Annotated in this window: 27 protein-coding genes; 19 read left to right on the top strand and 8 right to left on the bottom strand. The window is 67.0% G+C overall.

The features are described from left to right. Window positions 1-36 precede the first annotated feature (36 nt). Window positions 37-1,056, bottom strand: coding sequence for a zinc-dependent alcohol dehydrogenase family protein (locus BLW02_RS11770; RefSeq protein ID WP_092698847.1), 1,020 nt, complete (start codon window positions 1,054-1,056; stop codon window positions 37-39). 110 nt (window positions 1,057-1,166) lie between these two features. Here BLW02_RS11770 and BLW02_RS11765 point away from each other — a divergent pair, with 110 nt between their 5' ends. After that, window positions 1,167-2,120 carry a LysR substrate-binding domain-containing protein gene (locus BLW02_RS11765; protein WP_092698802.1) on the top strand — a complete coding sequence of 318 codons (954 nt, stop codon included), beginning with the start codon at window positions 1,167-1,169 and terminating at the stop codon, window positions 2,118-2,120. Between the two features lie 30 nt (window positions 2,121-2,150). Here BLW02_RS11765 and BLW02_RS11760 read toward each other — a convergent pair whose 3' ends face one another. Further along, window positions 2,151-3,092, bottom strand: a complete 942-nt coding sequence (locus tag BLW02_RS11760) for a LysR substrate-binding domain-containing protein (RefSeq protein WP_208859727.1) — start codon at window positions 3,090-3,092, stop codon at window positions 2,151-2,153. Between the two features lie 115 nt (window positions 3,093-3,207). Between BLW02_RS11760 and BLW02_RS11755 the strand changes: the two genes are divergently transcribed. After that, complete coding sequence (locus BLW02_RS11755; RefSeq protein WP_092698798.1) at window positions 3,208-4,305, top strand: tartrate dehydrogenase; 1,098 nt, start codon at window positions 3,208-3,210, stop codon at window positions 4,303-4,305. A gap of 164 nt (window positions 4,306-4,469) precedes the next feature. Here the strand turns inward: BLW02_RS11755 and BLW02_RS11750 are convergent, their stop codons facing one another. Further along, complete coding sequence (locus BLW02_RS11750) at window positions 4,470-5,420, bottom strand: LysR substrate-binding domain-containing protein (protein ID WP_092698796.1); 951 nt, start codon at window positions 5,418-5,420, stop codon at window positions 4,470-4,472. A gap of 147 nt (window positions 5,421-5,567) precedes the next feature. Between BLW02_RS11750 and BLW02_RS11745 the strand changes: the two genes are divergently transcribed. The 7 genes from BLW02_RS11745 (at window position 5,568) to BLW02_RS11715 (ending at window position 13,957) form a co-directional block, all read left to right on the top strand. Then, window positions 5,568-6,557: a Bug family tripartite tricarboxylate transporter substrate binding protein gene (locus BLW02_RS11745; RefSeq protein ID WP_026437254.1), complete on the top strand. Its 990-nt coding sequence runs from the start codon at window positions 5,568-5,570 to the stop codon at window positions 6,555-6,557. Between the two features lie 77 nt (window positions 6,558-6,634). After that, on the top strand, window positions 6,635-8,164 hold the full coding sequence (locus BLW02_RS11740; protein ID WP_092698845.1) for a UxaA family hydrolase: 1,530 nt from the start codon (window positions 6,635-6,637) through the stop codon (window positions 8,162-8,164). Window positions 8,165-8,281: 117 nt separating this feature from the next. Continuing rightward, complete coding sequence (locus tag BLW02_RS11735) at window positions 8,282-9,757, top strand: NAD-dependent succinate-semialdehyde dehydrogenase (RefSeq protein ID WP_092698794.1); 1,476 nt, start codon at window positions 8,282-8,284, stop codon at window positions 9,755-9,757. Between the two features lie 95 nt (window positions 9,758-9,852). Then, entirely contained in the window at window positions 9,853-10,845 is a 993-nt protein-coding gene (locus tag BLW02_RS11730) for a Bug family tripartite tricarboxylate transporter substrate binding protein (protein WP_092698792.1), read from the top strand. A gap of 84 nt (window positions 10,846-10,929) precedes the next feature. Then, window positions 10,930-12,096, top strand: coding sequence for a sialidase family protein (locus tag BLW02_RS11725; RefSeq protein ID WP_092698790.1), 1,167 nt, complete (start codon window positions 10,930-10,932; stop codon window positions 12,094-12,096). Window positions 12,097-12,103: 7 nt separating this feature from the next. After that, a complete protein-coding gene (locus BLW02_RS11720) occupies window positions 12,104-13,063 on the top strand; it encodes an NAD(P)-dependent oxidoreductase (RefSeq protein WP_092698788.1) in 960 nt (319 codons plus the stop codon). A gap of 87 nt (window positions 13,064-13,150) precedes the next feature. Further along, window positions 13,151-13,957, top strand: a complete 807-nt coding sequence (locus tag BLW02_RS11715) for an aldolase/citrate lyase family protein (RefSeq protein ID WP_092698786.1) — start codon at window positions 13,151-13,153, stop codon at window positions 13,955-13,957. A 114-nt stretch (window positions 13,958-14,071) separates the two neighbouring features. On the opposite strand, the gene pmbA is transcribed toward BLW02_RS11715, so the two are convergent. Continuing rightward, window positions 14,072-15,514 carry a metalloprotease PmbA gene (gene pmbA / locus BLW02_RS11710; protein ID WP_092698784.1) on the bottom strand — a complete coding sequence of 481 codons (1,443 nt, stop codon included), beginning with the start codon at window positions 15,512-15,514 and terminating at the stop codon, window positions 14,072-14,074. Window positions 15,515-15,578: 64 nt separating this feature from the next. Between pmbA and yjgA the strand changes: the two genes are divergently transcribed. The 3 genes from yjgA to BLW02_RS11695 all read left to right on the top strand — a co-directional run bounded on the left by yjgA (window position 15,579) and on the right by BLW02_RS11695 (window position 18,140). Beyond that, window positions 15,579-16,247 (top strand): ribosome biogenesis factor YjgA, encoded by a 669-nt coding sequence (gene yjgA / locus BLW02_RS11705; protein ID WP_092698782.1) that lies wholly within the window; start codon window positions 15,579-15,581, stop codon window positions 16,245-16,247. Continuing rightward, a complete protein-coding gene (mog, locus tag BLW02_RS11700) occupies window positions 16,240-16,839 on the top strand; it encodes a molybdopterin adenylyltransferase (RefSeq protein WP_092698780.1) in 600 nt (199 codons plus the stop codon). The genes yjgA and mog overlap by 8 nt, the downstream gene beginning before the upstream one ends. Before the next feature lie 200 nt (window positions 16,840-17,039). Further along, a complete protein-coding gene (locus BLW02_RS11695) occupies window positions 17,040-18,140 on the top strand; it encodes an NAD(P)-dependent alcohol dehydrogenase (RefSeq protein ID WP_092698778.1) in 1,101 nt (366 codons plus the stop codon). Between the two features lie 120 nt (window positions 18,141-18,260). On the opposite strand, the gene cysE is transcribed toward BLW02_RS11695, so the two are convergent. Both cysE and BLW02_RS11685 read right to left on the bottom strand, forming a co-directional pair. Next, a complete protein-coding gene (gene cysE / locus BLW02_RS11690; protein ID WP_092698776.1) occupies window positions 18,261-19,040 on the bottom strand; it encodes a serine O-acetyltransferase in 780 nt (259 codons plus the stop codon). 35 nt (window positions 19,041-19,075) lie between these two features. Then, on the bottom strand, window positions 19,076-19,867 hold the full coding sequence (locus BLW02_RS11685) for an RNA methyltransferase (RefSeq protein ID WP_092698774.1): 792 nt from the start codon (window positions 19,865-19,867) through the stop codon (window positions 19,076-19,078). Between the two features lie 258 nt (window positions 19,868-20,125). Between BLW02_RS11685 and BLW02_RS11680 the strand changes: the two genes are divergently transcribed. Further along, complete coding sequence (locus tag BLW02_RS11680; protein ID WP_092698772.1) at window positions 20,126-21,091, top strand: DnaJ-like protein C-terminal domain-containing protein; 966 nt, start codon at window positions 20,126-20,128, stop codon at window positions 21,089-21,091. A gap of 164 nt (window positions 21,092-21,255) precedes the next feature. Further along, window positions 21,256-22,194: an inositol monophosphatase family protein gene (locus BLW02_RS11675; RefSeq protein ID WP_092698770.1), complete on the top strand. Its 939-nt coding sequence runs from the start codon at window positions 21,256-21,258 to the stop codon at window positions 22,192-22,194. A 237-nt stretch (window positions 22,195-22,431) separates the two neighbouring features. Here BLW02_RS11675 and BLW02_RS11670 read toward each other — a convergent pair whose 3' ends face one another. Next, a complete protein-coding gene (locus tag BLW02_RS11670; RefSeq protein WP_208859726.1) occupies window positions 22,432-23,226 on the bottom strand; it encodes a DUF6969 family protein in 795 nt (264 codons plus the stop codon). Next, complete coding sequence (locus BLW02_RS11665; RefSeq protein WP_092698768.1) at window positions 23,169-23,399, bottom strand: hypothetical protein; 231 nt, start codon at window positions 23,397-23,399, stop codon at window positions 23,169-23,171. The genes BLW02_RS11670 and BLW02_RS11665 overlap by 58 nt, the downstream gene beginning before the upstream one ends. 254 nt (window positions 23,400-23,653) lie before the next feature. Here BLW02_RS11665 and BLW02_RS11660 point away from each other — a divergent pair, with 254 nt between their 5' ends. From BLW02_RS11660 to BLW02_RS11640, 5 genes are all read left to right on the top strand, one after another. Further along, window positions 23,654-24,079, top strand: a complete 426-nt coding sequence (locus tag BLW02_RS11660) for a c-type cytochrome (protein WP_092698766.1) — start codon at window positions 23,654-23,656, stop codon at window positions 24,077-24,079. Between the two features lie 17 nt (window positions 24,080-24,096). Next, window positions 24,097-24,321, top strand: coding sequence for a hypothetical protein (locus BLW02_RS11655; RefSeq protein ID WP_092698764.1), 225 nt, complete (start codon window positions 24,097-24,099; stop codon window positions 24,319-24,321). A gap of 125 nt (window positions 24,322-24,446) precedes the next feature. Continuing rightward, on the top strand, window positions 24,447-25,175 hold the full coding sequence (locus tag BLW02_RS11650) for an HAD-IA family hydrolase (RefSeq protein WP_092698762.1): 729 nt from the start codon (window positions 24,447-24,449) through the stop codon (window positions 25,173-25,175). 53 nt (window positions 25,176-25,228) lie between these two features. Further along, window positions 25,229-25,744 carry a hypothetical protein gene (locus tag BLW02_RS11645; protein WP_244273682.1) on the top strand — a complete coding sequence of 172 codons (516 nt, stop codon included), beginning with the start codon at window positions 25,229-25,231 and terminating at the stop codon, window positions 25,742-25,744. A gap of 52 nt (window positions 25,745-25,796) precedes the next feature. After that, complete coding sequence (locus BLW02_RS11640; RefSeq protein WP_244273681.1) at window positions 25,797-26,630, top strand: helix-turn-helix transcriptional regulator; 834 nt, start codon at window positions 25,797-25,799, stop codon at window positions 26,628-26,630. Window positions 26,631-26,666 lie beyond the last annotated feature (36 nt).

Genomic DNA, 26,666 nt, shown 5'->3' with positions numbered 1-26,666 from the left:
TCTGAATGCCGACGTCTACACAGGCATCGGCATCGATCAGAAGCGCACTACCACCTTGCCAAACGCGCCGCGCTCCAGGTGCGCAAAAGCAGCGGGCACTTCGTCGGCGGTGTATTCGCCCGCAATGACAGGTTCCAGCCCGTTGGCATCCACGGCGCGCACCAGTTCCTCCAGCGCGCGGCGATGGCCCACGCTGATGCCCTGCACCGTGGCCCGGCCCCTCAGGAAGTCGTAGACCGAGCCGCTGACCGTGTCGCCCGCCAGCGTGCCGATGACCGATACGCGCCCGCCGGCGCGCAGCGCCTGAAGAGAGCGGCCCAGGTTGGCGCCGCCCACGGTTTCCAGCACCTGGTCGGCGCCACTCCCACCCGTCAGCGCCCGCACCTGGGCCGGCCAGTCAGCATCACGCGCTAGTGCGTGGGTGGCGCCCAGCGCAAGCACCTGCTCGCGCTTGGCGGCATCGCCCGAAACGACGATGGGCATCGCCCCGTGCAGGCGCGCCACCTGCACGCCAAACAAGGCCACCCCGCCCGTACCGTGGATGAGCACCGCCTGCCCCGCGCGCAGCCCGCCGGTTTCCACCAGCGCAAACCAGGCCGTGAGTCCCGCGATAGGCAGGGTACTGGCGGCGGCCGCGTCCAGCGTGTGGGGCGCCGCCACGGCCCAATCGGCATCGAGCAGCACGTGCGATGCCAGCATGCCCGGGCCGGGCGCGCCCAGCGGCACGGCGCTGGCAGGGCGCTCGCCATCCAGCCAGCCACCCCAGAAGGTGCTGAGCACCCGGTCGCCGGGCTGCCAGCGGGTCACGCCCTCGCCCACGGCCAGCACGGTGCCGGCCAGGTCGGATGCGGGCGTGAAGGGAAACGACAAGGCCATGCCCATGCCGTCCCGCGCCATGAGCAGGTCACGGTAATTCAGGGCCACGGCCTCGGTGCGCACCAGGATCTGGTGGGGCGCCGGCGCCGGCACAGGGGTCTGAACCCGCTCCAGGTGGGGCAGGCCAAAGCGAGGCAGTTGCCAGCGTTGCAGGGTGGACGGGAGGGTGCTGTCGATCATGTTGTTCAAGCTCCGGAAAAACAAACGAAAAAACCAGGCTCGATGCTATTGGCGTCCTCACATCACTAGTGACTCTTATTTTTCCCAAAACTGGCGAATAAAATTCGCCAATGAATGAAAGATTGCAGGGCATCGAAGCGTTTGCCGCCGCGGTGGAGGCGGGCAGTTTTGCGCTGGCGGCCTCGCGCCTGGGCCGCACCCGCTCGGCCGTGGGCAAAAGCATTGCGCGGCTGGAGCAGCGGCTGGCCGTGCGCCTGTTCCACCGCACCACGCGCAGCCAGAGCCTGACGGATGACGGCCAGGCCTATTACGAGCGCTGCCGCCGCGCGCTGGACGAGTTGGTCGCTGCCGATGCGGCCATAGAGGCCGGCCGCCACGCCCCGGTGGGCACGCTGCGCATGAGCATGCCGGCGCTGTTCGGGCGCGTCTGCATCGCACCCCTGCTACTGGACCTGGCACGCGACCACGAGGGCCTTCGGCTGGACCTGCAGTTCAGCGACCGCCGGGTGGACCTGGTGGAGGAACGGGTAGACCTGGCCATCCGCAGCGGGCCGCTCACCGACAGCAGCACGCTGGCGGCCCGGCTGCTGGGGCACCAGTGGATGGGCCTGTACGCCGCCCCGGGCTATTTGGCACGACATGGGCGGCCGGCCCACTGGCAGGCGCTGGTGGACACTGCAGGCAGCCACCGCTTTGCCTGCTATGGCCACGACGAACAGCGGCCGCCATCGTGGCCCTACCACGACGGTGCGACGGGCGAGCTGCGCGAATTCGAGGTGCCGGCTCGCGTGCGCTGCGACAGCCTGGAAGTGCTGGCCGCGAGCGCGGAAGCGGGCCTGGACATCACCCGCATACCGCAGTGGCTGGCCGCACCCGCAGTGGCGGCAGGCACGCTGGTGAAGCTTTTCGATGAGGCGCAGCCCTATGGCTACGCGCTGCACGCCGTGTGGCCCAGCACGCGGACCCTGCCGCACCGCACGCGCGTCGTGATCGATACGCTGGCCGCCCGGCTGCCGGCGCTGCTGGGATCGGCACACCCCCTGCCACGCAGCGCAGGCCGGTAGCGGCGCGGCGCTCCGCGCGCCGTGCCTGCCCTATCCGCCCTGCATTCCATCGGCTGCCGGCAGGCCGAGGCCCAGCCCTTCCTGCCGAAACATTTCCTGCAGAAACTCCACGCACACCCGCACCTTGGCCGAGCGCTCCAGCCGCGTGGGGTACACGGCCCACACATTGGCCTCCTGCCGCCACTGTGGCAGCAGCTGCACCAGGCGCCCGGCCTGCAGCTGCGCGCCCACATCCCACAGCGAGCGCAGCACCACGCCGCGCCCGTCCACCGCCCATTGCACCGCCATCTCGCCGTTGTTGGCCGACAGCGGGCCGCGCACCTTCACCGACTCCTCCTGCGCCCCGCTGCGCAGGCGCCACACGCCGAACGGATGGTCGCGCTCCTTGATCACCAGGCAGTCGTGCGCGGCCAGGTCGGCCACCGTGCGCGGCGTGCCCTTGCGCTGCAGGTAGGCGGGCGCCGCGCAGAGCACCCGGTGGTTGTCCGCCAGGCGGCGGGCGATGAGGTGCGGCGCAATCTCGTCGCCCACGCGCACATCCAGGTCAAACCCTTCGCCCGCCACGTCCACCAGCCGGTCGAACACTTCCAGGCGCACCTGCAGCCCAGGGTGCTGCTCCACCAGCCGCGACAGCGCGGGCGCCACGATCTGGCGGCCAAAGCCGAAGCTGCTGCTCACCCGCAACAACCCGCGCGGCTCGCTGCGGGTGACGGCCACCTCCTGCAGCAGCTGTTCCATGTCGTCCAGGATGCGCTGTGCCCAGTGGAAGACGCGCTCGCCCTCCTCCGTCACCGCCACACGGCGGGTGGTGCGGTGCAAGAGCCTCACCTGAAGGTCCTGCTCCAGCAGGCGGATGCGCTTGCTGACGTAAGCCGGGGAGGTGCCCAGCTCGGTAGCGGCAGCGCCAAAGCTGGATTTGCGCACCACCGCCGTGAATACGCGCAGGTCTTCGGCAGCGGGATTTTTATGCACGATATGTGAAGAATAAGATAACGATTGGCGGATTGTAGTTTTCATGGGCGTTTGGAACAATTGCGCTACCGGGCGACCCATCGTCGCGCACCTCCCCCCACCAAGGAAACGAGCAATGACCCAGCATGAGAAAACCTACCGCATCGCACTGATCGCCGGCGACGGCATTGGCAAGGAAGTCATGCCCGAAGGCCTTCGGGTGGTGCAGGCCGCCGCGCAGCGTTTCGGCATCCCGCTCGAAACCACCACCATCGACTGGGCCAGCTGCGACTACTACGCCCAGCACGGCAAAATGATGCCCGACGACTGGAAAGCCCAGCTCTCGGGCATGGACGCCATCTTCTTCGGCGCCGTGGGCTGGCCCGCCACCGTGCCCGACCATGTCTCGCTGTGGGGTTCACTGCTCAAGTTCCGCCGCGAGTTTGACCAGTACATCAACCTGCGCCCCGTGCGCCTGTTCGAAGGCGTGCCTTGCCCCCTGGCCGGCCGCCAACCCGGCGACATCGACTACTACGTGGTGCGCGAGAACACCGAGGGCGAATACACCTCGCTGGGCGGCGTGATGTATGAAGGCACCGACCGCGAGATCGTGATCCAGGAATCGGTCTACTCCCGCCACGGCGCCCACCGCCTGCTCAAGTTCGCTTTCGACCTCGCCCAGAGCCGCCCCAAGAAGCATGTGACCCTGGCCACCAAGAGCAACGGCATCGCCATCAGCATGCCCTGGTGGGACCAGCGCGCCGAGGATGTGGCCCAGGCCTATCCCGCGGTCACGCTGGACAAGCAGCACATCGACATCCTGACCGCGCGCTTCGTGCTGCAGCCGGGCCGCTTCGACGTGGTGGCCGCCACCAATCTGTTCGGCGACATCCTCTCCGACCTGGGCCCCGCCACCACGGGCACCATCGGCCTGGCGCCCTCGGCCAACCTCAACCCCGAGCGCAACTTCCCCAGCCTGTTCGAGCCCGTGCACGGCTCTGCGCCCGATATCTACGGTCAGAACATTGCCAACCCGATTGCAATGATCTGGTCGGGGGCGCTGATGCTGGACTTCCTCACGCAAGGCCAGGGAGCTGGAAGGCAGGCGCACGATGCCATCGTGGCTTCCATCGAGGAAACCATCAAGAGCGGGCCGCGCACGCCGGACCTGGGGGGCACGGCCAACACCACGCAGGTGGGTGAGGCCATTGCGGCGCATGTTGCCAAGGGCTGAGCCCGTTCACTGCGCGCCCGTTGCAACCGGACTTGGAGTCGCCCGCAGGGCGACCCCACGCCAAAGTGGCCTCACGACGCCCCCAGCGTGCAGACGGCACTGGTCCGACAAGAGAGGGCAGGCATGGACAAGCAGGATGCGCACTGGCGGCCCCTGCACGGTAGTCAAGTTCCCTGCAGAGAGTCTCCAGGCCCGGCCACCTCCTTCAGGCAGCCGACCAGCAAGGCCGTCACCGGCGTCATCCGCTGCCCGCGCAGCGTGATGAGTCCCACCGGCGGCAACTCCACCGCCACCGGCAGCTTCAGCACCGCCACCATCCCCTGCCCCGCGAAATGCTGCGCCACCGTGCGTGCCATGAAAGCCACCGCACCGCGCTGCCGCAGGAAGGAGATCTGCGACAGGAACGAGGCAGACTCGACGATGTCAGCCGGCGGATGCAGGCTGTGGGCAAAGAACTGCTGCTCCAGCTTCACCCGCAGAGACGCCCATGGCGGGGGCAGCACACAGGGCTGGCTGGCAATGTCCGCCCACTGCACCTTGCGCCTGCCGGCCAGCGGGTGGCCGGGGTACACCACCGCCACCATGGGGTCTTGGTAGAGCGCCTCGGTCTCCAGGTCGGGTGAAGCGTAGCCGGGCTCCAGCCGGCCCACGAACAGATCCAGCTCGCCCAGGCGCAGCTTGGGCAGCAGGCGCGTGAGGTCACCCTCTTCGATGAGCACGGTGGTGTGGCCGGAGCGGGCCTTGAGCCGCGCCACCGCCTGCGCCAGCAGCACAGGCGTGGCCACCACCATCGCGCCCACGCTGGTGCGACCCGCCGCACCACTGGCCTCGGCCGCGATCTCATCGCGCGTGCGCTCATAGCCTGCCAACACCGAGCGCGCAAAACGCACCACGCTGGCGCCGGCTGGCGTAGGCTCGGTGCCGCGCGTGGAGCGCTCGAACAGCGGCAGGCCGAACATGCTTTCGATTTCCGCCAGGGTCTTGGAAACGGCGGGCTGCGTGACCGACAGGAACTCCGCCGCACGCCCCAGGTGCCGAAACTGGTCGAGCGCCACCAGCATCTGCAAGTGCCTCAGCTTGAGGTTGCTGCGCAGAACACGGTCAATTTGTGCCATGGTGAGTCCTTGTGAGTTCGTGTTTTCTGTCGCTGTGCACGATACATAACCAAAATGCAATGAAGACAGTCCATATTTTCATTGGATTGTTATGCAACGGTTTTGAACAATCGCAGCTCTCGATTCAAGAAACCACAGGAGACCAACATGCAGACTCCACGCAATGGACGGCGCCAGTTCGTCCTCGGTGCCCTCGGTGCCGCCACCCTTGCCACCACGTCCAGCCGCCTGTTCGCACAGGCATGGCCCGAGCGCCCCATCACCTTCATCTGCCCCTGGCCCGCGGGCGGCACGGCCGACCAGTCCATGCGCGCGCTGTGCACCGTGGCCGGGCGCATCCTGGGCCAGAGCATTGCGGTGGAGAACAAGGCGGGAGCCTCCGGCATGATCGGCTCCAAGGCACTGGCATCGGCCAAGGCCGATGGCTACACCATCGGGCAGATCCCCATCTCGGTCACGCGCTTCTCGCAGCTGGGCACGCTGCAGGCCGACCCGCGCAAGGACTTCACCTACATCGCGCGCACCTCGGGCCAGACCTTTGGCATTGCGGTGCCTGCCAGCTCGCCGTTCAAGACACTCAAGGACTTTGTGGCCTACGCCAAGGCCAACCCCGGCAAGGTGAGCTACGCCCATGCGGGCGTGGGCGGCGCCACGCATGTGGGCATGGAAGAGTTCGCCAGCGTGGCGGGCATCCAGCTCAACCACGTGCCCTACAAGGGCGGCGCCGAAGCGCTGCAGGGCGTGCTGGGCGGCCATGTGGATGCGCTGGCCGATTCCAGCTCGTGGGCGCCGCATGTCGAAGCCGGCAAGCTGCGCCTGCTGGCCACCTGGGGCGATGTGCGCACGGTCCGCTTCAAGGACGTGCCCACCCTGCGCGAGCTGGGCTACGACGTGGTGGTGGACGCCCCCAACGGCATTGGCGCCCCCAAGGGCGTGGACCCGGCCATCGTGGCCAAGCTGCGCGACGCCTTCAAGCAAGCCGTGGCCAGCCCCGAGTTCAAGACCGTGATCGACAAGCTGGACGCACCGCTGCTGTACCTGGACGGCCCCGACTACGAAAAGTACGTGAACACCGTCTACCAGAAAGAGACCGTGCTGATCGACAAACTGAAGCTGCGCGAGCTGATGAAGAGCTGAGCGCACGGTGACGCACGGAGCCCCAGGGATCCCCTGGTGGGCTCTGCCACCTTTCGGCCCCATTGATGAAAGCCCCCATGTCCCGCACCGATAGCACCCTGCTGCACCTGCACCCCAACGACAACGTGCTGGTCGCCAAGACCGCACTGGCACTGGGCCAGGACATTCCGGAGCTGGGCCTGCGCACGCGCGCCCAGGTGCCTGCCGGGCACAAGATTGCCGCGCGCCGCATTGCAGCGGGCGAGCAGGTCAAGAAGTACGACACGGTGATCGGCGTGGCCACGCGCGACCTGGAGCCCGGCGACTACGTGCACAGCCACAACCTGCAGCTGGTGGACTACTACCGCGACCCGGCCTTTGGCGCCGATGTGCAGCCGGTTCATTATGTGCCCGAGGCCGAGCGCGCCACCTTCCAGGGTTTTGTGCGGCCCGGGGGCGGCGTGGGCACGCGCAATTTCATCGGCATCCTGTCGTCGGTGAACTGCTCGGCCACCGTCATCAAGCGCATTGCCGCGCACTTCACGCCCGAGCGGCTGGCCGCCTACCCCCACGTGGATGGCGTGGCCGCCTTTGCGCAGACCAGCGGCTGCGGCATGTCCTCGCCCAGCGAGCACTTTGATGTGCTGCGCCGCACGCTGGCAGGCTATGCACGCCACCCCAACCTGGCGGGCGTGCTCATCGTGGGCCTGGGCTGCGAGCGTAACCAGGTGGACGCGCTGGTCGATTCGCAGGGGCTCAAAGAAGGCAAGCTCATGCGCACGCTGGTGATGCAGGAGGTGGGCGGCACCCGCGTGACCATCGAGGCGGGCATCCGCGCCATCGAGGAAATGCTGCCCATCGCCAACGAGGCACGGCGCACCACCGTGAGCGCCAGCCACCTGAAGATTGGCCTGGAGTGCGGCGGCTCGGATGGCTTCTCGGGCATCACCGCCAACCCCGGCCTGGGCGCGGCCATGGACATTCTGGTGCGCCACGGCGGCACCGCCATCCTGAGCGAAACACCCGAGATCCACGGCGTGGAGTTCATGCTCACGCGCCGCGCCATCACCCCCGAGGTGGGCCAGAAGCTGCTGGACCGCCTGGCCTGGTGGGAGCGCTACACCGCCGGCCAGAACGCGCAGTTCAACGGCGTGGTGGGCCATGGCAACCAGGCGGGCGGGCTGGCCAATATCTTTGAAAAATCGCTGGGCAGCGCCATGAAGGGCGGAACCACCCCGCTGCGCGCGGTGTACGAATACGCCGAGCCCATCACCGAAAGCGGCTTTGTGTTCATGGACTCGCCCGGTTACGACCCCGTGGCCTCCACCGGCCAGATCGCCAGCGGCGCGCAGCTCATCTGCTTTACCACCGGCCGTGGCTCCATGTTCGGCAGCAAGCCCGCGCCCACCATCAAGCTGGCCAGCAACACGCCCATGTTCACCCGGCTGGAGGAAGACATGGACATCAACTGCGGTGTGGTGATCGACGGCGAGTGCACGGTGCCCGAGCTGGGCCAGCGCATCTTTGCGCAGATCCTGCGCCATGCCAGCGGCGAGGAAACCAAGAGCGAGCTGCTGGGTCTGGGTGACCACGAATTTGTGCCATGGCACATGGGGATAGTCAGTTGATCCCCCTTGAGTCGCCTGCACTGGCACAGCGAAAGAACAAGGGAAACCAAACGCTCCCAAAAAAATAGCTGCTAGCGCTTGTCCGATGAACGCCAGAGCCACATTCCATTCAAACCCATGTCCGCATCCCTGACCCTCACCCGAGCCGACCTCATCCGCAGCGCCAACTTCATCGCCGGCCTGTGGAGCGAAGGCACCTCCACCCGCCTGGATGTGACCAACCCCGCCACCGGCGCCGTCATCACCTCCGTGCCCGACTCGGGTGCGGTGGAGGCGCGCGCCGCCCTGGACGCAGCCCACGCCGCTTTTGCCACCTGGCGCAAAGTCCCCGCCAAGCAACGCGCAGCCATCATCAAGCGCTGGAACGACCTCGTGCTGGCCCACCAGGACGATCTGGGCGCCCTGATCTCCATGGAGCAGGGCAAGCCCCTGGCCGAAGGCAAGGGCGAGGTGACCTATGCGGCCAGCTACATCGAATGGTTTGGCGAAGAGGCCACGCGCATGAATGGCGAAGTCATTCCCGCCCCGGTCTCCGGCCGCCGCATGTTGGCCCTGAAGGAGCCCGTCGGTGTGGTGGCCGCCATCACGCCCTGGAACTTCCCGGCCGCCATGATCGCCCGCAAGATCGCCCCGGCCCTGGCCGCAGGCTGCACCGTGGTCTGCAAGCCGGCCGAAGACACGCCACTGACCTCCCTGGCTTTGGTGCAGCTGGCCCATGAAGCCGGGGTGCCTGCCGGGGTGCTGAACATCGTCACCGCCTCGCGCCAGAACACACCGGCCGTGGTGGATGTGTGGCTGGACGATGGCCGCGTGCGCAAGATCACCTTCACCGGCTCCACCCCGGTGGGCAAGCACCTGGCACGTCGCAGTGCAGACACGCTCAAGAAGCTCTCGCTGGAGCTGGGGGGCAATGCACCCTTCATCGTGTTTGACGATGCCGACCTGGATGCGGCGGTGGACGGCCTGATGGCCGCCAAGTTCAGAAACGGCGGCCAGACCTGCGTGTGCCCCAACCGGGTGTTTGTGCACCGCAGCGTGTTCGATGCCTTTGCCGCCAAGCTGGCGGGCAAGGTGGCAGCGCTCAAGGTGGGCCCGGCCAGCGACCCGGCCTCGCAGATCGGCCCCATGATCAATGACCGGGCGGTGGAGAAGATCGAGCGCCATGTGCAGGATGCCGTGGCCAAGGGCGCCAAGGTGCTCACGGGCGGCCAGCGCCTGACCCACCTCGGCCCCAACTACTACGCGCCCACCGTGCTCGGCGGGGCGGATGCCCGCATGGCCTGCGCCTGCGAGGAAACCTTTGGCCCCGTGGCGCCGCTGACGGTGTTTGACGACGAGGCCGAGGTGATTGCACAGGCCAACGACACCCCGTTCGGGCTGGCGGGGTACTTCTACAGCCAGAACGTGCGCCGCATCTGGCGCGTGGCCGATGCGCTGGAGACGGGCATCGTCGGCATCAACGAAGGGGCACTGGCGGCCGAGGCCGCTCCCTTTGGCGGAGTGAAGGAATCGGGCTACGGGCGCGAGGGATCGACGCACGGGCTCGACGACTACCTGCACACCAAGTATGTCTGCCAGGGGCAGCTGGATTGAGGTAGCCACGCCCCGCAGCACAAGACGCGACAGAGGTCCGCCACGACGGGCCACGCAACAGGTCACCCAAACCATTCAACCAAGGAGACAAGCCCATGAGCATTACCAAAGCCCTCTCACGCCGGCCCATTCTGGGCGCCATCGCCGGCATGGCACTGGCGTGCGCCCTGCCCCTGGCGCATGCGCAAGCCCCCTTCCCGAGCAAACCCATCACCATGGTGGTGCCCTACCCCGCCGGTGGCGCCAACGACATGCTGGGGCGCCTGATCGGGCAGAAGATGGGCGAGGCGCTGGGCACACCCGCCGTGGTCGATAACAAGCCCGGCGCCGGGGCCCTGCTGGGCGCGGGCATTGTGGCGCGCGCTCCAGCCGACGGCTACACCCTGCTGGTGGGCGGCCTGGCCACCCACGCGGCCAGCCCCAACCTGCTCAAGGCCGACTACGACCCACTGAAGGACTTCGAGCCCATCGGCATGATCGGCCGCGCGCCCATCGTCGTCATCACCGCTACCGACTCGCCCTACAAGACGCTCAAAGAGGTGGTGGATGCCGCCCGCAAAGACCCGCAGGCCATCATGTACGGCTCGTCGGGCAATGGTTCACCCCTTCATCTGGCGGGCGAGCTTTTCCTGTCGATTGCCAAGGTCAACATGACCCACGTGCCCTACAAGGGCGGCAACGCCCACATCATCGATTTGATCGGCGGCCGCGTGCCCGTGATTTTTGACACCGCCACCAACTCCATGCCCCTGCTGCGCGGCGGCAAGGTGCGGGCGCTGGCCGTGGGCAGCGCCACCCGCCTGCACGACCTGCCCGATGTGCCCACCCTGGCAGAGCTGGGCTACCCGCAGTTCGAGTTCTCTGCCTGGTACGCGCTGTTTGCTCCGGCCAAGACCCCGGCCGATGTGAGCGCCAAGCTCTCTGCCGCCCTGGCCAAGACGCTCAAGCTGCCCGAAGTGGCCAGCAAGCTGGGCGACCTGGGCGTGACGGTGGGCAGCGGCAACGCGAGCGAGCTGCGCACCTTCCTGGCCCCCGAATACCAGCGCGTGGGCAACCTGATCAAGACCGCCAAGATCAAGGCCGACTGACGACGACACTCTCCTGGCGCGTGGTGCCAGGAGGGGCAGCCTGCGGCAACGCCAGACATCACTACACACCCTTTGGAGACACCCATGCCCGACGGCCTGCTGCAACAGCACCCCGATGACGCCACCCGCCAGGTGGCCGACCTGCCCTCCCCCCGCGTTCAGGCCCACGCCGCCAACCTGATGGTGCTGGGCGATGGCGCCCTGGCCTGCGTGTGGTTTGGCGGCTCGATGGAGGGGCGCTCGGACATCTCGGTCTTCATGTCCCGCCTGGCTCCCGGGACCCGGCAGTGGTCCGAGCCCGTGCAGCTGTCGCACGACGCTGAGCGGTCAGAGCAAAACCCCGTGCTCTTCCCGGCCCCCGATGGCACCCTGTGGCTGCTGCACACGGCCCAGCAGTCGGGCCACCAGAACACCGCCGTGGTGCGCGTGCGCCGCTCGACCGATCACGGCCAGACCTGGTCGCCCACAGAGACCCTGGCCGACGCCCCCGCCGGCACCTTTGTGCGCCAGCCCATCCATGTGCACCACGACGGCAGCTGGCTGCTGCCCGTGTTTTACTGCCGGGCCGAAGCAGGCCAGCCCTGGGACGGCAGCCACGACGACAGCGGCGTGCTGCGCTCCACCGACCAGGGCCGCACCTGGCAGCGCATCAGCCTGCCCGGCAGCCTGGGCTGTGTGCACATGAACATCGTGCCGGCGGCCAACGGCCAAAGCCTGCTGGCGTTCTTCCGCAGCCGCTGGGCCGATCACATCTACCGCACCCAAAGCGACGATGGCGGCCTGACCTGGCAAACACCCCAGCCCACCCAGCTCCCCAACAACAACTCGTCGGTGCAGGCCCTGCGCCTGGCCGATGGGCGCCTGGCCATGATCTTCAACGCCAGCAGCGCCGCCAACGCCACCGAGCGGCGCGAGTCGCTGTACGACGAGCTGGAAGACACCGGCGAAGGCGCCCAGGGCGCCACCGTGGCCGCCCCGCCCGCACGCAAGGCCTTCTGGGGCGCACCGCGCGCGCCCATGACGCTGGCCCTGTCGGCCGACGATGGCCTGACCTGGCCCTGGCAGCGCCACCTGGAAGTGGGCGACGGCTGGTGCATGAGCAACGACTCCGAGCGCGGCCGCAACCGCGAATACTCCTACCCCTCGCTGCGCCAGGATGCCGACGGCACCCTGCACCTGGCCTACACCGTATTCCGCCAGCACATCCGCCACGTCCGCCTGCAGCCAGACTGGGCCACACAACAACCCTGAACCAAGCATGAGCCAAGCCACTTTCCACGTACTCGTCACCGCCGCGCACTGGGCCCCTGAAGCCCAGGCGCTGGTACAAGCCGCAGGCGGCCAGATCCACTTCATGGCCGAGCCCATCACCGAAGACCACCTGATCGCCCGGCTGCTGGAGACCGGTGCCCAAGTGCTGCTGGTGCGCGGCATCAAGCCTGTGAGCCAGCGGGTACTGCAAGCCGCACCTGCGCTGCGCCTGGTGGCCAAAAACGGCGCAGGGGTGGACGGCATTGACCTGGAAGCCGCCCGCGCGCGCGGTGTGGCGGTGGCCGTGGCCCCAGGAGCCAACGCCCGCGCCGTGGCCGAGCATGCCGCGGCCCTGATGCTGGCCCTGGCGCGCCAGCTGCCCCTGCTGGACCGCATGGTGCGCGCTGGCCAGTGGGCCCCCAGCGCCTGGCAGGGCCGCGATTTTCGCGATGCCACGGTGGGCATCATTGGCTACGGCGCCATTGGCCGGGGCACGGCGCAACTGACCGCCGCGCTGGGCGCGCGCGTGCTGGTGCTGCGCCCCCATGGCCAGGCCGATGGCTTTGCCACCGAACCCGATCTGCACCAGCTGCTGCCCCAGGTGAACATCCTGAGCCTGCACTGCCCGCTGACCGAGCGCACCCGGGGCCTCATCGGTGCACGGGAGCTGGCGCTGCTGCCCCAGGGCAGCCTCCTCATCAACACCGCGCGCGGCCCGGTAGTGGACGAAGCGGCCCTGGTGGAAGCCCTGCGCAGCGGCCATCTCGAAGGCGCGGGCCTGGACACCTTTGACACCGAACCCCTGCCCGCCACCCACCCCCTGGCCCAGCTGCCCAATGCCTTGCTCACGCCGCATGTGGCGGGCGTGACAAGGGGGGCGTCGCTGCAGGTGTCCACCATCACGGCACGCAACATCGTGGACCACCTCACCGGCCCAGGTGCACCTGCCCAGCACCGCATGGCCTGAGAATTCACCCACCGAAACCAAAGCACCGCCCGAAACGCCTGCACTGTCTGCAGCACGCGCCGAGCCTCTTATTGCCCCCACAGAACCATGCCAGCCCACAACCCCTTCAAAACCGCCCTGGCCGAGCGCCGCCCGCAAATCGGCCTGTGGCTGTCGATGGCCGACCCGTACCTGGCCGAAGCCGCCGCCACCACCGGCTACGACTGGCTGCTGATCGACGGCGAGCACGCCCCCAACGACCTGCGCAGCACCATGGGCGCGCTGCAGGCGGTGGCAGCGCACCCGTCGCACCCCATCGTGCGCCTGGTGGAAGGCAGCACCGCCCTCATCAAGCAGATGCTGGACATCGGCGCCAAAACGCTGCTGGTGCCCATGGTGGACACGGCCGAACAGGCGCGCAGCATTGTGGCGGCCACGCAGTACCCGCCCCTGGGCATTCGCGGCGTGGGCAGTGCCGTGGGGCGCTCGTCGATGTGGAGCAGCCGCAGCGACTACCTCTCGGTGGCCGACGACGAAGTCTGCCTGCTGGTGCAGGCCGAAACAGTGACGGCCCTCACCCACCTGGAGGCCATTTGCGCGGTGGATGGCGTGCACGGCGTGTTCATCGGCCCCGCCGATCTGGCCGCATCGATGGGCCACCGGGGCAACCCTGGGCACCCCGAGGTGCAGGCCGCCATCGAGGGCGCCATGAAGACCATCATCGCCAGCGGCAAGGCGGCGGGTACCCTCACCTCGGACCCTGTGCTGGCCCAGCGCTACCTGGACTTGGGCTGCACCTTTGTGGCCGTGGGGGTGGATGTGCTGATGTTTGCCAATGCAGCGCGCAAGCTGCGCGGGCAGTTTGCCGGTGCCACCGCTGCGGCAGCACCGGCCAGGGCCAGCGCGGCGTATTAAGCGGCATGCAGGGTGCTGCGAAACCTCGCCGGCGCTCCGCAAGCACCACACCCAACAAAAAGGCTCCGGGAACCCAGGAGCCTTTTTGCGTGAGGCCTTGTCGCCAGCCAGTTATCAGCTGCCCGCCACCTTCATGCGGTTGACCAGGATGGAGCCCACGGTCTTGGCACCGTAGTTGTAGGTGTCGGCGCCCACGGCCTCGATGCCCTTGAGCATGTCCTTGAGGTTGCCCGCGATGGTGATCTCGTGCACGGGGAAGGCGATCTTGCCGTTCTCCACCCAGAAGCCGCTGGCGCCGCGCGAGTAGTCGCCCGTCACGTAGTTCACGCCCTGGCCCATCAGCTCCACCACAAAAAGGCCCGTGCCCAGCTTCTGCAGCATGGCATCGAGGTTGTCGCCGGCCTGCGTGAGGCGCGAGGTCATCACCAGGTTGTGCGATCCACCGGCATTGCCCGTGGTCTTCATGCCCAGCTTGCGCGCCGAGTAGCTGGACAGGAAATAGCCCTGCACCCGCCCGCCCTGCACCACCTTGCGCGGGGCCACGCGCACGCCTTCTTCGTCAAAGGGCGAGCTGCCCTTGCCACGCAGCACAAACGGGTCCTCCAGAATGTCGATGTGCTTGGGAAACACCATCTTGCCCAGCGAATCGAGCAAGAAGCTGCTCTTGCGGTAGAGCGAGCCGCCACTCACGGCCTGCACAAAACCGCCCAGCAGGCCGGCAGCCAGGGACGATTCAAACAGTACCGGGCATTGCGTGGTGGGAATCTTGCGTGACCCGAGGCGGGCAAGCGCGCGCTGTGCGGCATAGCGGCCCACGGCCTCGGGCGAGGCCAGTTCGGCCGCGTTGCGCATGGAGCTGTACCAGGCATCGCGCTGCATCTCGGCATTGCGGCCGGGCAGCGAGGCGATGGGGGACACCGAAAAGCTGTGGCGCGAGCTGGCATAGCCACCCCGAAAGCCCCGCGTGTGCGCGCTGAAGAAATGGCTTTGCTGTGCCGACACGCCGGCACCTTCGCTGTTGGTGATGCGGCGGTGGGTCTTGAGGGCGGCGGCCTCGCACGCCATGGCCAGTTGCGCGGCCTCTTCGCTGGTGATGGCCCAGGGATGGAACAGGTCCAGGTCGCGGTGCGTATCGGCCGGTGCAATGTCGGCCTCGTCGGGCAGGCCGGCCATGGGGTCTTCGGCGGTGAAGCGGGCGATGTCGTAGGCGGCCTGCACGGTCTGCTCGACGGCCTTGTCCGAAAAGTCCGACGTGCTGGCATTGCCACGGCGGTGGCCGATGTACACCGTCACGCCCAGCGACTTGTCGCGGTTGCGCTCCACGTTCTCCAGCTCGCCCTTGCGCACACTGACCGACAGGCCACAACCCTCGGAGGCCTCGGCGCCTGCGTCGGTGGCACCCAGTTTCTTGGCATGCGCCAAGGCACGGTCCACCAGGTCTTCAAAGAACGGACGGCTGTAGCTGAAGCCGCGCTCCGGAGCGGGCGAAATCGCGGCGACTGGGGCGGAGGCCGCAGCGCCAGTGGCGCGGGAGGCGCGTTGGGTGGGTTTGTTCATAGCGGCGGCTATGATACTTGCCGCTGTGGTGCGCGCTGCGCCACCTCTCTCTTTGCCCCCACCCATGTCACGCAAACCCAAAAAAGGCTACTTTGTGCGAGGCCAGTTCGTTGCCGAAGGCAGCGAAATGGACATCCAGCTCAAGGCCGAACTCAAAGGCACACCCGATGCCAGCCGCACCGATCTCAAGCGCGAAAGCGACGAGCTGCAAGACCTGGGCAAGGAGCTGCTGACACTGCGCACCGACCTGTTCGACGCCGTGGGCCTGCCCGACAAGCTGGTGGAGGCGCTGGCCGAGGCCCGGCGCATCACCAACTTCGAGGGCAAGCGCCGCCAGATGCAGTACGTGGGCAAGCTCATGCGCAAGCTCGAACCCGAGCTGGTGCAGGCCGCCCGCCAGGCACTGGAAGAGCAGCACAAGGGCTCGGCCAGCGAAAAACTGGCGCTGCACCTGGCCGAGCACTGGCGCGACCGGCTGATTGCCGACGACGCAGCCCTGGCCCCCTGGATGGCCGAACACCCCGACACCGACACCCAGCAACTGCGCGCCCTGATCCGCCAGGCGCGCAAGGACGCCACGCCAGCCGGCAAGACCGCCAACGTGCAGGTCTCCGAGGGCCTGGCCCCGCGCAAGGGCCGGGCCTACCGCGAGCTGTTCCAGCTGGTGCGCGAGCACCTCGGCGGCGCGGCCGGCCCCGACGAGCAGCCCGAGGAGGACGAGCACGATGACTGAAGCCATCCACGACCCGGTCAAGATCGGCATCGTCTCGATCAGCGACCGCGCCAGCACCGGCGTGTATGAAGACAAGGGCCTGCCGGCCCTGCAGGACTGGCTGACCCGCGCCCTGCGCAACCCCATCACCTTCGAGCCGCGCCTGATCCCCGACGAGCAGGACACCATCAGCGCCACGCTGATCGCCCTGGTCAACGCGGGCTGCAGCCTGGTGCTGACCACCGGCGGCACGGGTCCGGCCCTGCGCGACGTGACGCCCGAGGCCACGCTGGCCGTGGCGCACAAGGAGATGCCGGGCTTTGGCGAGCAGATGCGCCAGATCAGCCTGAAGTTCGTGCCCACCGCCATCCTGTCGCGACAGGTGGCCGTGGTGCGCGACCAAAGCCTCATCATCAACCTGCCCGGCCAGCCCAAGGCGATTGCCGAAACGCTGGAAGGCCTGAAAGACGCCGACGGCCAGCCGCTGGTGGCCGGCATCTTTGCGGCCGTGCCCTACTGCATCGACCTGATCGGCGGGCCGTATCTTGAAACGCACGACTCCGTGTGCAAGGCGTTCCGGCCCAAGAACGCCATCCGGTCCGCCCGCACCTGACCGCAAGCCAGATCAGCCCCTGGCCCCTCATTCATCAGCGCAGACAGCTATCAGTTTTGCTGCATTTGGGCGCAGCAACACGGCGCCAGCCGCCGCCGCTTCTTGATCTGGGACAAGCCCGCCCACCTCCGTCACCCCACTGGCACCATTGCGATATAGCCTCGGCAGGTTGTTCAACCCCAGCCTCCAAGGAAACCGCCATGCCTTCCATGATGAAAGCCGCCGTGTTCGTCGAACCCGGCCGCATCGAGCTGACCGACAAGCCCATCCCCGACGTGGGCCCCAACGATGCCCTGGTGCGCATCACCACCACCACGATCTGCGGCACCGACGTGCACATCCTCAAGGGCGAATACCCGGTGGCCAAGGGCCTGACCGTGGGGCACGAGCCCGTGGGCGTGATCGAGAAGCTGGGCAGCGCGGTGCAGGGCTACACCGAGGGCCAGCGCGTGATTGCCGGCGCCATCTGCCCCAACTTCAACAGCTACGCGGCGCAAGACGGCTACCCCAGCCAGGACGGCAGCTACCTGGTGCCGCAAGGCCTGTGCGGCTGCCATGGCTACAAGGCCACGGCCGGCTGGCGTTTTGGCAACCTGATCGACGGCACCCAGGCCGAGTACGTGCTGGTGCCCGATGCCCAGGCCAACCTGGCCCCCATCCCCGATGGCCTGACCGATGAGCAGGTGCTGATGTGCCCGGACATCATGTCCACCGGCTTCAAGGGCGCCGAAAACGCCAACATCCGCATTGGCGACACCGTGGTGGTGTTTGCGCAGGGGCCCATTGGCCTGTGCGCCACGGCGGGCGCACGCCTGCTGGGGGCCACCACCATCATCGCCGTGGATGGCAACGACCACCGCCTGGGCATCGCCAAGAAAATGGGCGCCGACGTGACGCTGAATTTCCGCAATGTGGACGTGGTCGATGAGGTGATGAAGCTCACCGGTGGCAAGGGCGCCGACAGCTCCATCGAGGCGCTGGGCACGCAGGCCACCTTTGGCCAGGCCATGAAGGTGCTCAAGCCCGGTGGCACGCTGTCGAGCCTGGGCGTGTACTCGGAAGATCTGTCGATCCCGCTGGCGCAGTTTGCGGCGGGCCTGGGCGACCACACCATCCGCACCGCGCTGTGCCCCGGCGGCAAGGAGCGCATGCGCCGCCTGATGAACGTGATTGCCGCCAACCGCCTGGACCTGGGCGTGCTGGTGACGCACCAGCGCAAGCTCGACGACATCGTCGAGGCCTACGACCTGTTTGCCCACCAGCGCGATGGCGTGCTCAAGATCGCGATCAAGCCGTTCTGAACGGCCTGTGCCCTGGGTTTTGAGCCAATAGGCCTCCAGCGCCTATCCATCCAGCGCTGGCAGGTGTAAAAAAGAAGCACGCCAATGGCGTGCTTCTTTTTTGCGCATAGCCGGCTGCGGCTACTTGCCCACGAGGTCGCTCAGCTTGCCGGCCTCGAACTGCTCCTTGAGCGCCGCATCGTCGGGCACGCAATCGCCCGTCTTGACGCACTCCGACAGCTTTTCGATGGCCTGCCAGAGCAGCGCGATCTGGTGCTCTTGCGAGGAGGCGTTGTCGATCAGGCCGCGCATGGCCTGGGAGAGCGGGTCGTCCTCTTGCGTGATGCCGTAGGTCGTGAACTTGCGCGGCTGCTGCGGCTCGGTCACGTCGGCACTTTCGCCCGCTTTGGACGGGATGATGCGTGCCGGAATGCCCACCGCCGTGGCGCCCGCGGGCACCGGCTTGATGACCACGGCGTTGCTGCCGATCTTGGCGCCATCGCCCACTTCGAAACCGCCCAGCACCTTGGCGCCGGCACTCACCACCACGTCGCGGCCCAGCGTGGGATGGCGCTTGGCGCCCTTGTACAGCGAGGTGCCGCCCAGCGTGACGCCCTGGTAGATGGTGCAGCCGTCGCCGATTTCTGCCGTCTCGCCCACCACCACGCCCATGGCGTGGTCGAAGAAAACACGCTCGCCGATCTTGGCGCCGGGGTGGATCTCGATGCCGGTGAACCAGCGTGCAAAGTGCGAGATGAAGCGCCCCAGCCATTTGAGGCCATGGTGCCAGCACCAGTGGGCCGGGCGGTGCAGCCAGATCGCGTGCAGGCCCGGATAACAGGTGACCACCTCCCACGTGCTGCGCGCGGCAGGATCGCGATCGAGGATGCACTGGATATCGGAGCGCAGACGGGCCAGCATGGTTGTTATGGTTATTGGTAAATGGAAAACGCAGTCTATCGTTTCGCTTGGGCCGTCTCGAGCATGGCTTTGGCGACACCACGCAGGATGTGGATTTCCTCCGGACTCAGTTGCGCGCGGTTGAAAAGCTGGTTCAGCCGCGGCATGAGCTTCTTGGGCGCGGCGGGGTCGAGAAAACCGATGCCGGTGAGCGCCTGCTCCCAGTGGGCCAGCATCCCGGCCACCTGGGCGGCATCGGCCTGCACGCGGGCGGGCGTGGCCTCCTGCACCGCAAACCCGCCCAGCGCCTGGCGCCATTCGTAGGCGATCACCTGGATGGCCGCGCCCAGGTTGAGCGAGCCAAAACCCGGGTTGGTGGGAATCGACAGCGCCACATGGCAGCGGTACACATCCTCGTTGGCCATGCCGAAGCGTTCGGAGCCAAACAGAAAGGCCACGCCCGACTCAGCCGCCGCACCGTCTGGCTTTACAGCATTTTCGACCTCCAGCGCTTGTCTACTCATCGCTGAATGCTCTCTTTTCAGGAGCATTTCAAAGTGCGCGCGGGGACTGGCCGTGGGCGGGCCAAAGTCGCGTGGCGTCATGGCGGTGGCGCACAGGTGGCTGACGCCATCGAGCGCTTCGTCCAGCGTGGCGACGATGCGTGCGTTCTCCAGCACATCGAGAGCGCCGCTGGCGCGCTGGATGGTTTCCTCGCGCCGCAGCACATTGGACCAGCGCGGCGCCACCAGCACCAGGTCGTCAAAACCCATGGTTTTCATGGCGCGGGCGGCGGCGCCCACATTGCCGGCGTGGCTGGTTTGAATGAGGATGAATCGGGTACGCATGGAGAAATCAGAAAGAAACAAGGGGCCACCGGGGCATGCGCCATTGTCGCCGCTGGCCCGGGCCGGGCCGGGCGGAGGTGCCAGCCCCAGCGGCCGGGCGCCGCCTGCAGGGCCGCGCACCCTGCGTGGGTGTAAAACTCTGTGCGTGGCATGGGCGTTGTGCACTGGTGTGGCGACCCGGACGTTAAGGGCCTGTTGAAGGTCGCTTTGGCACCTCGCACCTCACTCCACCGCTTTCCCACTTTCAACCATCCCTCCATGCACGCTCCCTCCTCCATCGCCAGAACCCTGGGCAGCTGGCTGCTGCTGGCGTTTGCCCTGCTGCTGTCGTCCACGGCCTGGGCGCAGCGCGACGAAGGCCCCTACCAGATCCTGCAGGCGGTCTATGGCACCGACCAGTACAGCATCGACGTCACCGACCGTCTGCGGCAACTGGCCCGCCGCGACCAGCGCTTTCGGCTCACCAATGACCTGTTCGGCGCCGACCCGGCCCCCGGCCTGCGCAAGATGCTGCGCATCCATGCCCGGGGACCCGACGGCCAGCCCCGCAACTTCGACTTCAGCGAATACAGCTGGGTGGATGGCGCGCAGTTCACGGGCTGGCGCAGCGGCCGCTGGGGCCGGGGCTACGACAACGATGACCGGCAAGGCTGGAATGGCGAGGACCAGGGCAGGTATGGCTACGCTGACCGGGACCCTCTCGACATCCGGCAGGCCACCTATGGCACGCCGCAATCGCGCTTCGATGTGACGCCACAGATCCGCCAGCTGCTGCGGGGCGGGCAGCGTTTCCAGCTGAACAACCAACTCTTCAATGGCGACCCGGCGCCGGGCCAGCGCAAAACCCTGCAGATCGTGCTGGGTGGATTTGGCAGCCAGCCCGAGATTCTCGAATACGGCGAAGGCAGCTGGATCGACGGATCGCGGATCGCGCAGGCCCGCGCCCAACTGTGGGAGCAGCGCGGCGGGCGCTACGATGCAGACCACGGCTACGTCAACATCGAGCGCGCCCTCTACGGCAACGGTTACCGCCAGGTGGACATCACCGCGCGCCTGCGCAGCTTGGTGCGTGACGGCCGGCTGGAAGTGGCGGTGGACAACCAGCTCGCCGGCGCAGACCCCGCCCCCGGTGAGCGCAAGAGCCTGATGGTGGAGTTCAGCCTGGGCCAGGGGCCGGTGCAGCAAACCACCGCACGCGAAGGCCAGTGGCTGCAGCTGCCCTGAAGCGCCGCTGAATCTGCGGGATGGCGGAGATGGATGAGCCCCCGCAGCCTGGTACCCGCCCCGCGCCCAGCGGTTTTTGGGTGCAGCGGGTAGAATCCTTCCCCTTGCCGCCGCATCGCCGGTCCACGCCTTGTCCCAAGGCCCCTGTCCTTCACCCACAATTTATGTCGTCCACCCTGCACCCCATGCTCAACGTGGCCATCAAGGCCGCACGCGCCGCCGGCGCCATCATCAACCGCGCGGCCCTGGACGTGGAATCGGTGCGGATCTCGCAAAAGCAGATCAACGACTTCGTGACCGAAGTGGACCACGCGTCCGAAAAGATCATCATCGAGACGCTGCTCACGGCCTACCCCGGCCACGGCATCCTGGCCGAAGAATCGGGCACCGAATACGGCGCCAAGGATTCCGAGTTCGTCTGGATCATCGACCCGCTGGACGGCACCACCAACTTCATCCATGGCTTTCCCGTCTATTGCGTCAGCATTGCGCTGGCCGTGAAGGGCAAGATCGAGCAGGCCGTGATTTACGACCCCTCGCGCAATGACCTGTTCACGGCCACCAAGGGCCGCGGCGCCTACCTGAACGAGCGCCGCATCCGCGTGAGCAAGCGCACCCAGCTCAAGGACTGCCTGATCTCCACCGGCTTTCCTTTCCGCCCGGGCGACAACTTCAAGAGCTACCTGGCCATGATGAGCGACGTGATGCAGCGCACCGCGGGCCTGCGCCGTCCCGGCGCTGCCGCGCTGGACCTGGCCTACGTTGCCGCGGGTTTCACCGATGGATTCTTTGAAACCGGCCTGTCGATCTGGGATGTGGCGGCGGGCTCGCTGCTGGTGACGGAAGCCGGCGGCCTGGTGGGCAATTTCACAGGTGAGGCCGACTTTCTGGAGCAGCGCGAATGCCTGGCCGGCAACCCGCGCATCTACGGCCAGCTGGTGCCCATCCTGGGCAAATACAGCAAGTTTGCGAGCGCGGGTGACAAGGCCGCCGTGCGCCAGGCGGCTGCCACCGACACCCAGGAAGCAGATGGCGCTGCGGACACGGCAGAATCTGCCACCCCACAGGCCGACGCAGCCAAGGGCGAAGACGCGCCGTTCTGACCCGCCTTCGCACCGAGAAGCCACGCTCGCGACGAGCCGTGCTCAATCGCGGGGAGCCATAGCTCCTTCGCACAGGACCCTGGCAAGAAAGCCGCCGATGCTCGCAACACGGCGGCTTTCGGCATTTTGGTCTCGAAGCTACGCTGCCTGTAAACCCATGCCATGGCGTTTCTCAGAAAAACAGTTGTCGTCTGAAACATTGCGCCTGGACTACGCCACCACCCCCATGATGGCGCATCAAGAGCGCATGCCTCGAAAACCCGCATGCACCATGGTTTTCCTGGAGCAAACAGCGATGCGCAGCTTCGCGTCGAGGTCGACGGCCAGCTCCGAGAGCAACTCCAAGGACCGGGCGTTGAGCTTGTCCGGACCTGCGTGAAGCACCAAAGCTTCATCCCGCGCCGACACCAGATGGGCGATCTCAGGCAGGCACATGCGGACAGTCGATTCGATCACCGCGTCTATCTCCGGGTGGCCCGTTTCAAGCTGCATCGACGCCAGCAGCTCGACCGTGAGGTCGGATCCCAGCATCAGATCCCCCGTCACCCAACTGTTGACCGTGAATAGCGATATGGGCAGGCCCTTGGCGTCGAAGCCGATGGCTAGCAGGTGTCGCGTGTGCGCGTCCGAGGCCGGCTGCCCGCAGAGCCGCGCAAACGCCTTTTCGGAGCGCGATTGCAGCCTCCGCCCCCACAGCGGACGCCTGGCAAAGAGATGGATGTGCCCATGCTCGATGGCGCCGGGGCGGTCCTCGGGGCTGTGCGAGTGGTAGAACCACTGGTAGCCGCGGCCCGCGTCGATCGCGTCGTCCTCAGGGTAGTGGCTCCATTGCTTCGGGAGCGCGCCTCCAAGCAAGCCGCCCAACAGATGCTCCCCCCGCTCTGCCAAGGCTCCATAGACCGCAAGCAGGCGTGGGCCAGCGCCGGGATCATTTGACAAGCGCCCGTTGGAGCGCCGGCCCGCGGACATCTCGCTCAGCTCTTGGGCGCGCACTTCGCGCCGCATTTCGGAGCGCACTTCTTGGCGCCGCATTTCGCGGCGTTCTTCTTGGGCGCGCACTTTTTCGCGCCGCACTTCGGAGCGCACTTGGACAGGCCGGCCTGGGGCGCGCACTTGGCGCCTTCCTTCCTGTCTTGGGCCGCGGCGGGCAGCGCCAGGGTCGCGGCGGTCAGCGCCGCCAGGGTCAATTTCAAGCTTGTCTTCATATCCAGTCCTTGGGTTGGTTTCGGTGGCGAGGACGATCCTCGGAGGCTAAGAGGGGTCCCGGCCGCGATCGGATTCGCGGGAACTCAAAAATAGTTGGCAGGCCACGGAAACAGCCGCAGCGGCAGCGCGCTCAGAGCGATCCTCGAGCCGCCGATCCAGTCGACGGGGCGGTTCAAAAGAAATATTTCTCCGGCCGCGAACCCTTTTGCCGCCCTGGCCCCTCTTAGAGCCAAACACACTCCAAGGAACCACCATGAAAAAGCTCGCTTCCATCCTGCTCTGCTCGCTGCTGGGCGCCCTCGCCGCCTCGACCGCCCTCGCGGCCGGCGACCCGGGAGCTCAAATCACTCGCCCGCCCGGCTACCAGCCCAAGGCGGGCGACGTGGCGCTGGGAGAAAAGCTCTTCAACGACACCAAGCTCTCCACCAACGGCATGAGTTGCGCGAGCTGCCACGCCAACCATGGCGCGTTCCAGGTGAGCTTTGCCAAGCCCTATCCCCACACGGTCGCCATGGCCCGGGACCAGTTCGGCCGCAAGACCGTCCATCTCGACGAAATGGTCCAGGGCTGCATGGTCATGCCGATGGCCGCCAAGCCGCTGCCTTGGGACTCCAAGGAGCTGGCGGCCTTGACGGCCTACACCGCGTCGCTGCAAAAAACCTTCAAACCATCCAAGTAAGCGCCAAGAAGCTTCCCATGAAGCTCGCCCAGGCCGCCGCCATCCTCGCCCTCTCCGCCGTCGCATTGATCGCCGCGGCCGGCGAGATCAAGCACTACACCCAAGCCGAGTTCGACAAGCTCATCGGTGCCGCGCTGCCCGCGGTGGCGCTGGCCTACGTAGGGCGCGGCGCGATGGCGCGATGCGCGGAACGCTCATGCAGGCCGGCAAGGCTGGCAAGACGATCATGGGAGGCATCATGATTGCCTTGGCCGCGATGATCCTGTCCGGGGCGGACAAGCCCATCGAAACCTGGCTGGTGGATCATGCACCGGCCTGGCTCACGCAATGGACCACTCGTTTCTAACCCTGATTTCCTGGGATCTTTATGGCCATCAAAGCAGCAACCTTCGATACCGGCGGAACCGTGCTGGATTGGCACACCGGCATCCGCGACGCGCTGGCCGTGGTGGGTCGCGCGCATGGTGAGGAGCGGGACTGGGGCGTGTTGACCAACCAGTATCGGCGTCTCGCGATGAAGAGGATCGTCGGCCAAGTCCAACCCGCATTCAACATGGACGACGTCCACGTCCACGCGCTGGAAGAGCTCCTGAACGCCAACGGCCTGTCCGTGTTTTCGCCAGCCGATCGGGCGTGGATCGCGAACACCTGGCACAGGCTTTCGACCTGGCCCGATTTCGCCGCGCCCTTGCGCGAGATCCGCAGCATCATCCCCGCGATCTCCTTCACCATGCTCCCGCTGTCGCTGGTGGTGGATGTGTCGCGGCTCAACGGCATCGCATGGGACGCCGTCCTCTCCTGCGAAGCCATCGGCTACTACAAGCCCGACCCCAGGGCCTACCGGCAAGCGGCCAAATGGCTCGCGATGGATCCTTCCGACATCCTCATGGTCGCTTGTCACAACTTCGACCTCAACGCGGCGCGCGCATGCGGCTTCAAGACCGCCTTCGTCCGCAGACCCGAGGAGTGGGGTTGCGAGCCCCCGCCGGACCCGACTCCGCATCCCGATTGCGATTACGTCTTCGACACATTTGACGAGCTTGCCGAGACTGTGCGGGCCATCGCTCCCCCAAAAGCAAAACCCGCTCCGTCTTGAAACATTGCCTGAATACAGGTTTGCTGACCCCTAACACATCCAAAGGAAATCCAATGACAGTCTCTCTCCCTCGCGCAATCGCCAGTGCCAGTCTTCTCGCGGCGAGCATGCTTGTCGGCTCGGCTGCCATGGCCGATCCGCTCAGCGTGCAAGCCACCATGGTCCCCAAAGAGCAGATTCAGCTCGACTTCAAGGATGGCTCGGGCCACTTCGTGCTGATGGTTCGCCGCGAAGGCACGGCCGCTGGCTCAGGCCTGCTCGACGGCGCCCAGATCGTCGAATTTGGCCGCCACGACATCATCCCGGGCGTGGCTGGAGACCCCAGCGGCTACCTGGTGGCCACCAAGGGCGAAGGCAACGTCGCCTACATCAAGTGGACCGTGCGGGCCGTCTTCCTTCCTGCCAAGGACGGCAAGCCCCAGATCAACGACAACGGGTTCTGGGAAGTCGTCTCCGGCACGGGCGCGTTCAAGGGCCTCAAAGGCGCCGGCACCCTCCACATCAAGGCAGCCAACCCCACCGACCGCATCTTCATCCTGGACGGCCAGATGGTTCCCCAGGCGAATTGAATTTCAAGGCAGGGCGAGCATGCGACGCAACCCGCCTGAGGAGGCCGCTCTTGTGGGCGATCCCCTGGACCGGCTCCTCTCTCAATTCGCCCTCCGCGCGGGCGTTTTCTACACGGGCAACATCTGCGGCCTGCACGATTTCAAGCGCGACGAGCAGCGGGGCCACCTGCATGTGGTCAGGCGGGGCCCGGTCAACCTGGTAAACGCAGGAAAGCCCGACGTATTCATCGAGCGGCCCTCGCTGATCTACCTGCCGCGCCCCGAGCGCCACCGCCTGGTGGCCAACGAGCGCGAAGGTGCCGACGTGGTCTGCGCCACGGTGCTGACGGGCGCGGGCGGGCGCAACCCCATCTCCGACTCCCTTCCCGACCTGGTGCTGATCGAGATCGACGGCTGCCCAGGCCTAGAGCCGATCCTGGAGCTGATGTTCTCTGAAGCGTTCGGCGCGGGCAGCGGTCGCCAAGCCGTGCTCGACCGGCTCTGCGAGGTCCTGACAATCCGCATGCTGAGGCATTGCATCGAGCGCGGGCAAGTCTCGGGCGGCGCGCTCGCGGGCATGGCCGACCCCAGGCTTGCCAAGGCACTGGACGCGATCCATCAGAGTCCTTCGGGCTCTTGGGATTTGAGCTCGCTGGCGGCGCAAGCCGGCATGTCGCGGGCGCGGTTCGCCGAGCACTTCCGGCGCGTCACCGGCGCCACGCCCGCCGATTACCTCTCGTCGTGGCGGCTGATGCTCGCGCAGCGCTTGCTGTCCAAAGGCGTTCCCGCCAAAACCGCCGCCCTGGACGTGGGCTACGGGAGCTCCAGCGCCTTGCATCGCGCCTTCCTGCGCAAGTTCGGCCAATCGCCCTCGGAGTGGCTCAAACAGCGTGCAATGGCGGACTGATTCGGCTGAGGTGGCACGGCGGAACGCCCGGACATC

The sequence above is a fragment of the Acidovorax soli genome, assembly GCF_900107605.1.
Taxonomy (GTDB): domain Bacteria; phylum Pseudomonadota; class Gammaproteobacteria; order Burkholderiales; family Burkholderiaceae_C; genus Acidovorax; species Acidovorax soli.
The sequence above is the reverse complement of the archived record's forward strand: the minus strand, read 5'-3'. Positions and strand labels throughout refer to the sequence as shown.

What these genes read in the sequence shown, in the direction of transcription:
- BLW02_RS11770 (WP_092698847.1), bottom strand. Translation starts at nt 1,056, where the DNA reads ATGATCGACAGCACCCTCCCGTCCACCCTGCAACGCTGGCAACTGCCT.
- BLW02_RS11765 (WP_092698802.1), top strand. Translation starts at nt 1,167, where the DNA reads ATGAATGAAAGATTGCAGGGCATCGAAGCGTTTGCCGCCGCGGTGGAG.
- BLW02_RS11755 (WP_092698798.1), top strand. Translation starts at nt 3,208, where the DNA reads ATGACCCAGCATGAGAAAACCTACCGCATCGCACTGATCGCCGGCGAC.
- BLW02_RS11750 (WP_092698796.1), bottom strand. Translation starts at nt 5,420, where the DNA reads ATGGCACAAATTGACCGTGTTCTGCGCAGCAACCTCAAGCTGAGGCAC.
- BLW02_RS11745 (WP_026437254.1), top strand. Translation starts at nt 5,568, where the DNA reads ATGCAGACTCCACGCAATGGACGGCGCCAGTTCGTCCTCGGTGCCCTC.
- BLW02_RS11740 (WP_092698845.1), top strand. Translation starts at nt 6,635, where the DNA reads ATGTCCCGCACCGATAGCACCCTGCTGCACCTGCACCCCAACGACAAC.
- BLW02_RS11735 (WP_092698794.1), top strand. Translation starts at nt 8,282, where the DNA reads ATGTCCGCATCCCTGACCCTCACCCGAGCCGACCTCATCCGCAGCGCC.
- BLW02_RS11730 (WP_092698792.1), top strand. Translation starts at nt 9,853, where the DNA reads ATGAGCATTACCAAAGCCCTCTCACGCCGGCCCATTCTGGGCGCCATC.
- BLW02_RS11725 (WP_092698790.1), top strand. Translation starts at nt 10,930, where the DNA reads ATGCCCGACGGCCTGCTGCAACAGCACCCCGATGACGCCACCCGCCAG.
- BLW02_RS11720 (WP_092698788.1), top strand. Translation starts at nt 12,104, where the DNA reads ATGAGCCAAGCCACTTTCCACGTACTCGTCACCGCCGCGCACTGGGCC.
- BLW02_RS11715 (WP_092698786.1), top strand. Translation starts at nt 13,151, where the DNA reads ATGCCAGCCCACAACCCCTTCAAAACCGCCCTGGCCGAGCGCCGCCCG.
- pmbA (WP_092698784.1), bottom strand. Translation starts at nt 15,514, where the DNA reads ATGAACAAACCCACCCAACGCGCCTCCCGCGCCACTGGCGCTGCGGCC.
- yjgA (WP_092698782.1), top strand. Translation starts at nt 15,579, where the DNA reads ATGTCACGCAAACCCAAAAAAGGCTACTTTGTGCGAGGCCAGTTCGTT.
- mog (WP_092698780.1), top strand. Translation starts at nt 16,240, where the DNA reads ATGACTGAAGCCATCCACGACCCGGTCAAGATCGGCATCGTCTCGATC.
- BLW02_RS11695 (WP_092698778.1), top strand. Translation starts at nt 17,040, where the DNA reads ATGCCTTCCATGATGAAAGCCGCCGTGTTCGTCGAACCCGGCCGCATC.
- cysE (WP_092698776.1), bottom strand. Translation starts at nt 19,040, where the DNA reads ATGCTGGCCCGTCTGCGCTCCGATATCCAGTGCATCCTCGATCGCGAT.
- BLW02_RS11685 (WP_092698774.1), bottom strand. Translation starts at nt 19,867, where the DNA reads ATGCGTACCCGATTCATCCTCATTCAAACCAGCCACGCCGGCAATGTG.
- BLW02_RS11680 (WP_092698772.1), top strand. Translation starts at nt 20,126, where the DNA reads ATGCACGCTCCCTCCTCCATCGCCAGAACCCTGGGCAGCTGGCTGCTG.
- BLW02_RS11675 (WP_092698770.1), top strand. Translation starts at nt 21,256, where the DNA reads ATGTCGTCCACCCTGCACCCCATGCTCAACGTGGCCATCAAGGCCGCA.
- BLW02_RS11670 (WP_208859726.1), bottom strand. Translation starts at nt 23,226, where the DNA reads ATGCGGCGCCAAGAAGTGCGCTCCGAAATGCGGCGCGAAGTGCGCGCC.
- BLW02_RS11665 (WP_092698768.1), bottom strand. Translation starts at nt 23,399, where the DNA reads ATGAAGACAAGCTTGAAATTGACCCTGGCGGCGCTGACCGCCGCGACC.
- BLW02_RS11660 (WP_092698766.1), top strand. Translation starts at nt 23,654, where the DNA reads ATGAAAAAGCTCGCTTCCATCCTGCTCTGCTCGCTGCTGGGCGCCCTC.
- BLW02_RS11655 (WP_092698764.1), top strand. Translation starts at nt 24,097, where the DNA reads ATGAAGCTCGCCCAGGCCGCCGCCATCCTCGCCCTCTCCGCCGTCGCA.
- BLW02_RS11650 (WP_092698762.1), top strand. Translation starts at nt 24,447, where the DNA reads ATGGCCATCAAAGCAGCAACCTTCGATACCGGCGGAACCGTGCTGGAT.
- BLW02_RS11645 (WP_244273682.1), top strand. Translation starts at nt 25,229, where the DNA reads ATGACAGTCTCTCTCCCTCGCGCAATCGCCAGTGCCAGTCTTCTCGCG.